10 protein-coding genes and 1 pseudogene are annotated in these 11,465 nt (G+C 35.9%); 5 read left to right on the top strand and 6 right to left on the bottom strand.

Annotated elements, in window-relative coordinates; genetic code table 11:
- Positions 1-6: 6 nt before the first annotated feature.
- A complete protein-coding gene (locus tag GSA01S_RS02375; RefSeq protein WP_066124469.1) occupies positions 7-1,275 on the bottom strand; it encodes a replication-associated recombination protein A in 1,269 nt (422 codons plus the stop codon).
- 283 nt (positions 1,276-1,558) lie between these two features.
- Here GSA01S_RS02375 and GSA01S_RS02370 point away from each other — a divergent pair, with 283 nt between their 5' ends.
- From GSA01S_RS02370 to mnmA, 3 genes are read left to right on the top strand one after another with little or no spacing between them, the layout of a single operon-like run.
- Entirely contained in the window at positions 1,559-2,719 is a 1,161-nt protein-coding gene (locus GSA01S_RS02370) for a cysteine desulfurase family protein (protein ID WP_066124468.1), read from the top strand.
- The gene (locus GSA01S_RS02365; protein ID WP_066124465.1) at positions 2,692-3,030 is read left to right on the top strand and encodes a cysteine desulfurase; all 339 of its coding nucleotides are present in this window, start codon (positions 2,692-2,694) and stop codon (positions 3,028-3,030) included. The genes GSA01S_RS02370 and GSA01S_RS02365 overlap by 28 nt, the downstream gene beginning before the upstream one ends.
- Positions 3,031-3,053: 23 nt before the next feature.
- Positions 3,054-4,181: a tRNA 2-thiouridine(34) synthase MnmA gene (gene mnmA / locus GSA01S_RS02360; protein WP_066124463.1), complete on the top strand. Its 1,128-nt coding sequence runs from the start codon at positions 3,054-3,056 to the stop codon at positions 4,179-4,181.
- Between the two features lie 270 nt (positions 4,182-4,451).
- Here the strand turns inward: mnmA and GSA01S_RS02355 are convergent, their stop codons facing one another.
- The 5 genes and pseudogenes from GSA01S_RS02355 to GSA01S_RS02340 form a co-directional block, all read right to left on the bottom strand.
- Entirely contained in the window at positions 4,452-5,264 is an 813-nt protein-coding gene (locus GSA01S_RS02355) for an AAA family ATPase (RefSeq protein WP_002316690.1), read from the bottom strand.
- A 261-nt stretch (positions 5,265-5,525) separates the two neighbouring features.
- Positions 5,526-6,197: pseudogene (locus GSA01S_RS11035) on the bottom strand (transposase); the annotation flags it as partial.
- 212 nt (positions 6,198-6,409) lie between these two features.
- Positions 6,410-6,703, bottom strand: a complete 294-nt coding sequence (locus GSA01S_RS11030; protein ID WP_245631245.1) for a helix-turn-helix domain-containing protein — start codon at positions 6,701-6,703, stop codon at positions 6,410-6,412.
- 45 nt (positions 6,704-6,748) lie between these two features.
- Positions 6,749-7,303 carry a recombinase family protein gene (locus GSA01S_RS02345; RefSeq protein WP_066124461.1) on the bottom strand — a complete coding sequence of 185 codons (555 nt, stop codon included), beginning with the start codon at positions 7,301-7,303 and terminating at the stop codon, positions 6,749-6,751.
- 244 nt (positions 7,304-7,547) lie between these two features.
- Entirely contained in the window at positions 7,548-9,491 is a 1,944-nt protein-coding gene (locus tag GSA01S_RS02340) for a heavy metal translocating P-type ATPase (RefSeq protein ID WP_066124459.1), read from the bottom strand.
- A gap of 357 nt (positions 9,492-9,848) precedes the next feature.
- On the opposite strand from GSA01S_RS02340, the gene GSA01S_RS02335 reads away from it, so the two are divergent.
- Together GSA01S_RS02335 and GSA01S_RS02330 are read left to right on the top strand one after the other, a co-directional pair.
- Complete coding sequence (locus GSA01S_RS02335; protein ID WP_048728532.1) at positions 9,849-10,163, top strand: ArsR/SmtB family transcription factor; 315 nt, start codon at positions 9,849-9,851, stop codon at positions 10,161-10,163.
- 23 nt (positions 10,164-10,186) lie between these two features.
- Positions 10,187-11,110, top strand: a complete 924-nt coding sequence (locus tag GSA01S_RS02330) for a cation diffusion facilitator family transporter (RefSeq protein ID WP_066124458.1) — start codon at positions 10,187-10,189, stop codon at positions 11,108-11,110.
- Positions 11,111-11,465: the final 355 nt, after the last annotated feature.

Below are 11,465 nucleotides of genomic sequence, written 5' to 3'. Positions count from 1 at the left end.
CGAAAATTATGATTGACTTTTTATTTTTTTATAGACATTAGCGAGGGCTTCTTCATATTTACCAGTTGGATCTGGTTTGAAGTATTGTTTACTTTTAACATTATCTGGTAAATATTGTTGTAAGACCCAATGACCAGGATAGCTATGAGGATATTTATATTCAACACCACGACCCAATTTAGCTGCTCCGCTATAATGAGCATCTCTCAAGTGATCAGGAATAGGGCCAATATTACCACTGCGAATATCAGCTAGCGCATTGTCTAATGCCATCATTGTGGTATTGGATTTTGGACTTAAGGCAAGTTCTACAGTCGCAAAGGCTAACGGAATACGTGCTTCAGGTAAGCCTAATTTTTCTGCGGCTTCGACAGCGGCTACTGTTCTTTCAGTTGCTTGAGGGTTACCCAAGCCAATATCTTCATAAGCAATGACCAATAAGCGACGACAAGCAATAATTAACTCGCCGGCTTCCAGTAAAATCGCTAGATAATAGAGGGCAGCATCTACATCACTTCCACGAATGGATTTTTGTAATGCAGAGATGGTATCATAATGGGCATCGCCATCTTTATCATGAGCCAAACGTTTGCGTTGCAAGCATTCTTCAGCAATATCTTGAGTAATGACTACTTTACCGTCTTCATTCGCTTCTGTCGATAAAACAGCTAATTCAAGTGAATTGAGGGCGCTACGAATATCGCCATTGGTGACATGTGCAAAATGACGTAAGGTGCTTTCATCCATTTCAACTTGATAGTGACCTAAGCCCCGTTCTGAATCGTAAAGCGCATTGGTTAAGCCTTCAACAATTTCGTCACTCGTTAGTGGCTTGACTTCGAAGATTTGTACGCGACTACGGATAGCAGGGTTAATGGATATATAAGGATTTTCAGTAGTGGCCCCAATTAAAATCACTCGTCCACTTTCAAGGTGGGGGAGTAGATAATCTTGCTTAACTTTATTTAAACGATGTATCTCATCCAGTAATAAAATGACGGTGCCTGACATCTTTGCTTCTTCAACGACGACTTCGATATCCTTTTTGCTGTCAGTGGCGGCATTAAGGACGCGGAAGGCATGTTGCGTACTACCGGCAATGGCACTGGCGATACTGGTTTTTCCTGTGCCTGGAGGACCATATAAAATCATGGAAGTGAGTCTTTGAGCACGAACCATGCGATCAATAATTTTACCTGGTCCCACTAAGTGTTGCTGACCAATCACTTCTTCAATTTTTCGAGGTCTCATTCGGAAAGCTAATGGTTGAGACATGCTAATCCTCCTTTGTTTTTTATAAATTAATAACTCTATTTTAAAATATTTACTAAATTAAAGCAAAAGTCTTGGTTACATCTTTATTATATGTTACGATACTGAAGTTGTGAATACATTATGATATTCATTTGAATGACAAAAGGGTTTGAATATGTATTTTAAAGTTTGTTAGGATGTTATTTATCAAATGATTGATTCAATGATAAGGGTCCTTTAATTATCCATACACAAACAAATTGGAATGTAGTATAATAGACAATGTGATAAGGAGGAATGTGTCGTGATATATTTAGATAATGCCGCAACGACACCCGTTGATCCAGAAGTAGCAAAAGTTATCCATGAAGCTTTGTTGGAAAATTATTATAATCCATCAAGTGTTTATCAAGCGGGAAAGAAAAATAAACATTTAATTAATCAAGCACGCCAACAGATAAAAGAGCTGATTAATTTACCAAAAGCAGATTTATATTTTACCAGTGGGGCGACTGAAGCGAATAATTGGGCCATTCTGTCACAAGCAATGAAAGCAAAAGCACTAGGTTATGGTCATCATATTGTCGCTACGGCAATTGAACATCCATCAGTGTTAGAAGTGTTAAAGTATTTAGAGACTCAAGGTTTCGACATCACTTATTTAAAACCTCATGATTTAAATTATTCTGTTGAACTATTTATTGCCGCAACCACTCCACAAACAATGGGTTGGGTAGCCATGTTGGTTAACAATGAATTAGGTGCGTGTTTACCGATTGATGAACTTGGAAAAATTGCGAAAGACCATGTGAAATGGTTCCATGTTGATGCCGTTCAAGCATTTGGTCATGGTAAAGTAGATCTCGAGGCGTTAAATGCCACTTCTTATTCGGCCTCTGGTCATAAATTAGGTGCACCCAAAGGTATTGGCTTTTTAGCTTATCAACCATGGGATGAAAAAATGACGCTTCAGCCTTTATTGCATGGGGGTGGACAAGAAGCCGGGTTACGTTCTGGAACAGAAAATCTTCCTTATATTTTAGGGTTGACGAAGGCTTTTGAATTAGCAAACCAAGCTAATTTGGACACCGCTAGTGAATTAGCGAATTATTTAATGGCTCAACTCAAGCAAAAGGGCATTGAATTTGAACGTAATGGCGCTCATCAAGTACCCTATATTGTTAATTTATACTTTCCCAATATTGATGCAAGTCAGCTGTTAGTCCAAACTGATCTAGCTAATATCGCTATCTCAGCTGGAAGTGCTTGTTCAGCAGGAAGTCTAGAAGTAAGTCATGTTTTATCAGCTTATTATCCAAATGATGACAAGCGTCATCACCAAAGTATTCGATTATCATTTGGTAAACAAAACACCAAAGAAGAAATTGATACTTTTATCCAACAATTAATTAATTTAAAAGAAAGGACCAAACAACTATGGCATTCACAACAACCGCAACATTAAAAGGATTCAATCGTACATTTAGCATGAGCCCAGAATGTAAACCTTATACCTTAAGAGATAATGGTTTCATGGAGACTAAAGGTGGTAATTTTCAATATAAACGACCTTTAGATACAGAACATCGTAGAGGTTTAGTATTAAAAGTGACAGTAAAAAATGATTTGAAAACATTAAAAATCTCGACTGTTACGAGTAATGAATTAACTGCTGTTGATGTTTCAAAATTAGATAATAATGCGATGTTAGTAGAAAAAATTAACTTTATTTTTGATGGTTTTGTCGATCGAAATGTAATGATTGAACACAAATAACAATATAAATAGGAGGTCATGTGTTGACTGATAACAAAAATACACGCGTCGTAATAGGCATGAGTGGTGGCGTCGATTCATCGGTGGCCGCACTATTATTAAAACAACAAGGATATGATGTCGTCGGTTTATTTATGAAAAACTGGGACGATACAGATGATGAGGGCTATTGTACCGCAACGGAAGATTATGAAGATGTAGCAAAAGTTGCTGAACAAATTGGCATTCCTTATTATTCAGTCAACTTTGAAAAAGAATATTGGGATCGCGTTTTTGAATATTTCTTACAAGAATACCGTAATGGTCGTACGCCAAATCCTGATGTCATGTGTAATAAAGAAATTAAATTTAAAGCATTTTTAGATTATGCGATGGGATTAGGTGCGGATTATATCGCGATGGGACATTATGCGCAAGTGGAAACAGATGAAAATGGTGTGGTTCATTTATTGCGTGGTAAAGATGCAAATAAAGACCAAACTTATTTTTTAAGTCAATTATCACAAGCACAATTGAAAAAAGCGATGTTCCCATTAGGTCATTTAGAAAAGCCACAAGTACGTAAAATAGCCGAAGAAGCTGGTTTAGCGACAGCTAAAAAGAAAGATTCAACGGGTGTTTGCTTTATCGGTGAACGTGATTTTAATGAGTTTTTAGCGAATTATTTACCTAACAAACCCGGTAAAATGATGACATTAGATGGTCGAGAAATGGGCGAACATATGGGATTAATGTATTATACCATTGGGCAACGTCAAGGTCTTGGAATTGGTGGCACAGCCGGTACTTCTAATGAACCATGGTTTGTTATTGGTAAAGACCAAGCGACTCAAACCTTATACGTAGGTCAAGGTTACCATCATGATAATTTATATTCTGAATATTTAGAAGCAAGTGAAATTCATTTTACAACTGATAATTGGACGGAAAAAGAATTTGAATGTACAGCTAAATTCCGTTATCGTCAAAAAGATATTAACGTGAAAGTGCAATTGGATGAATCAGGCACTAAAGCGAGAGTTATTTTTGATGAACCAGTGCGTGCAGTAACACCAGGCCAAGCAGTTGTCTTTTATCGTGGCGAAGAATGTTTAGGTGGCGGCTTAATTGATGCTGCTTATATGAACGGTGAAAAACGTCAATATGTTTAAAATGAAAAGATAATAAAAGATAGAGTGAATCGTTATAGGTACGTTTAGTGACTATTGTGAATTCACTCTTTTTTTGTTTGTGATATTGAAGATATAAGGTTGACTGTATTTTGTTGGCTGTGTGCTTTTGGTTGTGAATAGAAGAAATTTCCCTGGTGATTAGGTATAGGTGTAAATTTTGGTTTTATTTCGCACTAACTTCAAGCGCTATGTTGCACTAATAGAACAAAAAAAGACTATTTCGCTAAATGAAATAGTCCTTTTTATTACTTATTTTACTCCAATGACTAAACTATCTCGTGCAGCTTCCACTACTTCTGTCGTGATAGTTTCAAGGTTATTGATTTCTAATATTCTTTCGATTTGGGTGAAAAGTCTTTGGATAAGTCGAAAGTTTCCACTGGTAATTTTAATAATACTAGTGACAGCTTCATAATTAGCAAAATCTTCCAGTTGGACAGATAATCCTAACTCTTCCCATTTGTATTCCAGAATATGGTGGATCTCGTCTTTACTCAATCTGTCAAATTCATGGGCAAAACCTATTCTCGAGTAGAGTTGAGGATAACGAGCCAATCGCTTTTCTATACCCGGCATTCCAATAAAGATCATAGCCACATCTTTTTGGTCATAAATATCTCTTAATTGTTCTAAATGCTGTACTTTTAATCGATCTATTTCATCAATAATAATGAGATCAATTTCTTCATACACATTCGTTGAGTATTTTTCTTCTGCTCCTAACTGAAGAACTCTATACATACTTTTAACCATACCCATTTTACCACCGATCATATCGATTTCATTCGTCATTTTAGTCGCCCGTATGGCTGGAGCGGTGTAAAATATTGTTTTCGCTTCAAGGATTTTTTCATCTGCATTCATTCCGATTTCTTCCGATTTTTTGTAATCAATTTGTTTTTCGACCCAATTCCAATTTGAATATTGCTTAGCGGATAAAGTTTTCCCAACTCCGGGTAATCCATAACAAATTCCGATATATTTGTATTTGATACATGCCTGACAAAATTCTACAAAGCGTTTATATTCTTTTGTTTCAATAAAATAGGGTGTTTTATTCATTGTAATACCTCTTAATTTTTGACTTCTTAGAATCTTTTTGTTTACAGGATTATCTAACTCTTTCTGCTTAGATGAAATAAGTTCTTCCGCAATATTATTTCCAGAATGGAGCTGATTTTCAAGGTTTTTCCGTCCTTTATTACGTGCCGCAACAATCTCTTTTAAATCGACTTCGTAATCAGAAATTTCAGGAGAAATTGCCGTACATAAATATTGGTCTTTGTAAAATACACGAATCTCAGCAATATCTCTTGGATCATATCGAATGATAACAGTTTCACCTACATAAGCTGCTAAATTGGTGTCAATATATCTTAAACCTTGGAAGTGAATTCCATCAGAATGAACTTTTCTTGGCTTTCCAACATTTAATAACAATAAATCTAAACTTTCTAGACTATCTGGTTGATGAGGAAGAAATCCTGAATTATTCCACATCTTTATAGGTTCCTGTTTTGTAGTGCCATGCACTCTATGGTGATAGTCATATATAATAAAATGCGCTAATTTCTCATCAAGCTCTTTTATCGTAAGAACATTTAAAGTATTTTGATTCCCAATGTAACCTGGTAAATCTTGCAAAAATAATTGATTAATTGTTAAAAAGAAACGTTCTATTTTCCCCCGTCCTCTTGGCATACCTACCGTAGAAAAAATAAGATTGATTTTTAAATCAATTGCGACTTGCTCCAAATGATTTGAAGTGAAATCACTTCCGTGATCGGTATAGAAAGTTTCAGGTATACCGCATATTTGCCAATCAGAGTTGCTTTTTTTCCATATTGCTTGGTGTAAAACTAAAGAAGTTTGAATAGCAGAAGGAGCTTGAAAACTAAGGAAATACCCTGCAACTGCTCGGCTATAATCATCTAAAATAATTGTTAACCATGGCCTCTCAGGCTTTCCTTTTTCGTTTAAAACAAGGATATCCAAGGGAGTGTGGTCAGCCTGCCATATTTCATTGGGATAATAAGACTCACGACGATAAACCAAATCATAATTATTTTGATATTCTTTTTTTCCTTTATGAGCAAGTTCCTTTAATTGTGGCGACAGATTTTTAGCAATCGCATATACTTGATTGTAACTAGGCGGGGCCCAATTTTTCTTTTTACAAATTTTACAGACTTTCCGATGAATAGAAGTTAAGGTGTTTTTTTGTTTTCAAATATAAGCTTTTTAATTTCTTCTTGTACATTTTCTTCTACTTTAAAGCTTCCTGAATCCGAGCGCTTTCTTCGGATCAATCTTTTAAACCCTGATTGTTGATATTGATTTACCCAATGGTATAAAGTTCTTTTTGGAACCCCTGATTCTTCAGCAATATTACTCAAACTTTCTTCATGCTTAAGATAAGGGGCAATCACTTGATATTTATCCATCGCATTTTGTCGTAGTTCTTCTGAATATGAAGTTAATGGAGGAAGTTCTTGGTTCATGAGAACACCTCTTTCCCACGATTAAATAAAATTAATCGTCAATTTTTATTTATCCAAGTAACGATAAAGCGTTGACTTGCTGATTCCTGTCATCTCAACAACTTCTTTCACACTATATTCCTCACTTTTGTACAATTTTATTGCTCGTTCAATATCTCGTTGGTTCACAGGAGGACGCCCGCCTTTTCGCCCTCTAGCTCGAGCACTTTTTAAACCTTCTTTTGTGCGTTCAACAATCAAATCTCGTTCAAATTGACTAAATGCTTGAAACACAGTCATCATAAGTCGCCCTTGGGGAGTGACCGTATCAAAATTCTCTTTTAAGCTGATCAACTTTACATTATGTTCTTCAAAGTAATTTACAAGATCAATTAAATCTTTTGTGCTGCGCCCCAAACGAGAGAAGCTTTCCACGATAACTGTATCATCTGGACGCAATTTATCTTTCAGCCGATTTAATTGCGGACGGTTAGCTTTGGTTCCCGTCATTTTTTCGGTCAGTATTTCGTTGCAGTTATGTTCATTGAGCAAATCCAACTGACGAGACAATTCTTGTGATCGTGTACTTACCCTTGCATACCCATATATATACCCACTCATAATCCTCTTCCTTCTCTATTTTGATTTTCTCAACTGTATCATAAAGGGTGGGTAAAGATACGTAGATAAAGAGCAAAGTTTTGGCACTAAAAACCCTTCTTCTAGTCTATAAAAGTTGTTATTTAAAATCGTCCCATAATCGATTGTTTTTGATACTAACTGATTTATAAAAATATGCCTCTAAAGTTTCCAAAACTTCAGAGGCATATGAAAACGAGAATTAGTTAATATTTGAAACAGGTTATTAATTTTTGATAGGCTTAGAATTAGACCTTAACAATCGAAGCCCATTCAGAATAACAACCAATGTACTTCCTTCATGAATAATGACACTGATTGCAATATCCGTTAAGCCTAAGAAACTAACGACAACTAAAAAGGCAACAACGGCCATTGAAAAAATAATATTCTGCCAAATGACACGATTCATTTTCGTAGATATATTATGAGATTGTACCAATTTGGATAAATCGTTTTGCATTAAAACTAAATCCGATACCTCTACTGCCACATCGGTCCCATCTCCCATAGCGATTCCCACATCTGCGTTTACGAGAGCGGGGGCATCATTCACTCCGTCTCCAACCATGGTAACTACACCGTATTTTTCTTTTTGTTCGTCTATAATTCTGGATTTGTCTTCCGGCATGACATTCGCAATCACTTCATCTATTCCTAATTGTTTAGCGACAGCTTTACCCGTCATTTCTGAGTCACCAGTAATTAATGTGGTGTGTATGCCTTGTTCTTTGAAATAATCAATGGTTTCTTTTGCATGCTCACTCGGAACATCCATGAGGGCAATAAGACCTATAACAGCCTCATCTACTGCTACGTATACGACCGTCTTACCTTCTGACGACCATTCATTATTTAAACGACTATATTCATCTGAAACATCGTCAAACGAAGTCGGTTTTCCTATACGATAATTTCTCCCTTTGTAATCTCCTGTCAATCCTTTGCCGATCTGGTTTTCTACTTCGATAGTTAGTTTATTTTTTTGCTCAAACTTTCTTAGAATAGCATCTGCTAAAGGGTGATTGGATTCTTTTTCAAGAGCTACTACGATATCAATCATGTTTTCTTCGTTCACGGAATCAGCAAAATAGTAATTGGTTACTTCAGGTTTTCCTTTAGTCAAGGTTCCTGTCTTGTCAAATGCAATGGCTTGAGTATCGGCTAATTGAGACAGGTAAGAACTACCTTTTGAAAGGACGCCTTTTTTGGCCAAGTTAGAAGTCGTCGATAAAGTTACCGATACAGTAGCCGCTGCTAAAGCACAGGGTGAAGCTGCCACTAAAAGGACCAATCCTCTATAGATACTTTGTGACCATGTCCAGTCTAGGAGAAAAGGAGCCAATAACATGAATAACGGAATGGCAATTAAAACAACTGTAACGTATTTCGGTTCAAATTTTTGGATTATACTCGCAGCTTTTGTTTGGTTGTCTTGGTTCTGGTTTACTAACTGTAAAATTTTTGAAAATACTGTATCTTTATTTTCTTTAGTGACTTCCATTGTGAAAGTACCTGTTCCATTGATTGTACTTCCGAAAACGTCGTCTCCTTTGGACTTCTCTTTTGGGATACTTTCTCCATTAATAGATGACTCATCAATGGACGTAGAGCCTGACAAAATGACGCCATCAATGGGGACTTGATCGCCATTCAATACTTGAAGTTTATCTCCCACTTTTAATTCACTGACGTCAACATTTTTTGTACTGCCATCAGGCTGGATTAACCGGGCAGTCGTTGGATTCATTTCGAGTAATTTCGTGATTTCTCGTTTACTTCTTCCTTCTGCATAATCTTCCAAAAAATGTGCACCAGAAAAAATAAGAATCAATAATGTACCTTCCCAAAAATTCCCCATTAAAGAAGCGCCAATGGCCGCTAATCCCATCAAAATGTGAGAGTTGGGCATGAACTTTTTTTGAACTTTGGAGTTCTCGATTGTTTCTCCAAGGCCTTCAAGAATAATGACATGATATCCTGCACTGATTGTAGCGATTGAGAATAAAATATTTCGCATTAACTGATAATCTTCATTCAAAAATAAAGCGATCACCGCTAAGGCTAAACCAATAAAGTATAAAACGATTGGCATTTTTCCGTGTTCATGGTCATGGTCGTGGTTGTGATTATGTTTTTCTTGAGATTGTTGTTCTTCGATAGTTTCCATTTTTATCACCTTCCTATATAATTCCTTTGATTTCCATTCATTTACTTATTAAATCACACAAATTCCCACTAAAAGAAGAGAAGTATTCAAGTAATTTCCATTGTCTCTGACTCCTTTCAGTTGTCCCATATGTAAATGGAATCTTTACGTTTTACATATGAACAACAAATCATATGTTTATAAAATCATATTAACTCACTGTATGAGTTTTGTCAAGACAAGATGCTTCTTATTCAAATGGACTACTATTGCTGATACAAAAGTCTTAATTTTGTCTATAAACAAAAAACTAGCATCGTTTTACTCATGTGGTATTATATATATGAATAGAAAATCATGTGAGAGGAATAAGAGCATATGGATACATCAACAACTTCGCCAATCAATAAAGAGAAGATCCAATCAATAAGCAAAGTATTCAAAGTGATTAGTGACCCTACACGCTTGTCAATTCTCTTTCTTTTACAGAAAGAAGAGCTCAGTGTTGGAAACATTGTGCTTGCATTGGATATGGAACAGTCCGCGATTTCACACCAACTAAAAATATTGAAAGATTCACGTTTAGTGAAGGCAAGAAGAGAAGGGAAAAGCATGGTTTACAGTCTTGATGATCTTCATGTTTTCAGTATTCTCGAACAAGTATTAACTCATATCAATGAACAAGAACAATAAAAGCTAATAAGGTATAAAACTAAATGGAGGTTTTTAAAATTTCAAAGTCAGAGAAACAAGAAAATCACTCGCACCAAAATCAACCGAATAAAAATATTAAAATTGCTTTTTTCATCAACTTTATTTTTTCCATGATTGAATTTTTCTTTGGGTCTCTTTTCAATAGTGTGTCAATTATGTCCGACGCCGTTCATGATTTAGGAGATTCCATTTCTATTGGATTCGCTTGGTTTTTCCAGGGGTACTCAGAAAAGCAGCAAGATGAACAGTTCACTTTTGGTTATAACCGCTTTTCATTATTAGGGGCGTTGATAACTGGAGTAGTACTGATCGGCGGCTCATTTTTTATGATTTACCGAAGTATCCCACGTTTGATTGATCCGCAACCGGTTAATTACAGTGGCATGTTTTGGCTTTCACTCGTGGATATTGGATTGAATGGATATGCGGCTTGGATTCTAAGCAAAGGGTCATCTAAAAACGAAGGCATGTTGAACCTGCATATGCGAGAAGATGTATTAGGGTGGATTGGGGTCTTGGTTGTGAGTATCGTAATGAACTTTACCGAGGCTTATCGATTGGATCCAATCTTATCGATTTTGATAGCACTCTATATCCTCTATAAAACTGTACCTGAATTTTTCAGTACAATGAAAATTTTATTGAACGGTTCGCCGGAAAATGTAAACGTAGAGAACCTGGCGAACTCCATTAACAATATTCCTGCTGTAAAGGACCTCTCTCATTTTCACACTTGGTCACTGGACGGAGAAGAAAATGCCCTTATCGTTACGGTTCTTATAGACTCTTCCGATATAAACAAGACTAGGGAAATCAAAGAAGAAATTGCAGAGCTTGCCCATACATCGGGTGTAAAGGATCATATCACAATAGAAATAACTACAAGTAAAGACGAACTGGAAAAAGGGTATGCTTATGGCAGTTAAAGTATTTATATATTGAAAAAAGGACTATTTTAAATCGAGTAGGAGACTAGTCAATTAATGGCTAGTCTCCTACTCGATTTATTAGTGCAAAGCACCCCTTAAATTTAATGCAAAATAAAATTACAATTTACAGGTATAGGTTTTAAAAAAGGCTGTTAAAGACGAATTCAGTTGTTTTTTTTAAACCTTGATCGGAGTAAAAAATGAAGCAAATCGATTGATTCTCGAATTGTTTATTCACCTCCCGTACAGTAAGAATTAGACAAAAAGTTGAAAAACGATTGAGTTTTGCTCTTGATTAGAATTCATTAGTATAAAAGGTTGAATAAAAAGTGGACAAGTTTAACAAAGTGCT

Origin of the sequence: Globicatella sanguinis NBRC 15551 (assembly GCF_001552295.1) — a bacterium.
Classification (GTDB): Bacteria; Bacillota; Bacilli; order Lactobacillales; family Aerococcaceae; genus Globicatella; species Globicatella sanguinis.
This window is presented reverse-complemented; position numbering and strand designations above follow the sequence as displayed.

Coding starts and splice junctions, on each gene's coding strand:
- GSA01S_RS02375 (WP_066124469.1), bottom strand. CDS start 1,275: ATGTCTCAACCATTAGCTTTCCGAATGAGACCTCGAAAAATTGAAGAA.
- GSA01S_RS02365 (WP_066124465.1), top strand. CDS start 2,692: ATGGCATTCACAACAACCGCAACATTAAAAGGATTCAATCGTACATTT.
- GSA01S_RS02355 (WP_002316690.1), bottom strand. CDS start 5,264: ATGAATAAAACACCCTATTTTATTGAAACAAAAGAATATAAACGCTTT.
- GSA01S_RS11030 (WP_245631245.1), bottom strand. CDS start 6,703: ATGAACCAAGAACTTCCTCCATTAACTTCATATTCAGAAGAACTACGA.
- GSA01S_RS02345 (WP_066124461.1), bottom strand. CDS start 7,303: ATGAGTGGGTATATATATGGGTATGCAAGGGTAAGTACACGATCACAA.
- GSA01S_RS02340 (WP_066124459.1), bottom strand. CDS start 9,491: ATGGAAACTATCGAAGAACAACAATCTCAAGAAAAACATAATCACAAC.
- GSA01S_RS02335 (WP_048728532.1), top strand. CDS start 9,849: ATGGATACATCAACAACTTCGCCAATCAATAAAGAGAAGATCCAATCA.
- GSA01S_RS02330 (WP_066124458.1), top strand. CDS start 10,187: ATGGAGGTTTTTAAAATTTCAAAGTCAGAGAAACAAGAAAATCACTCG.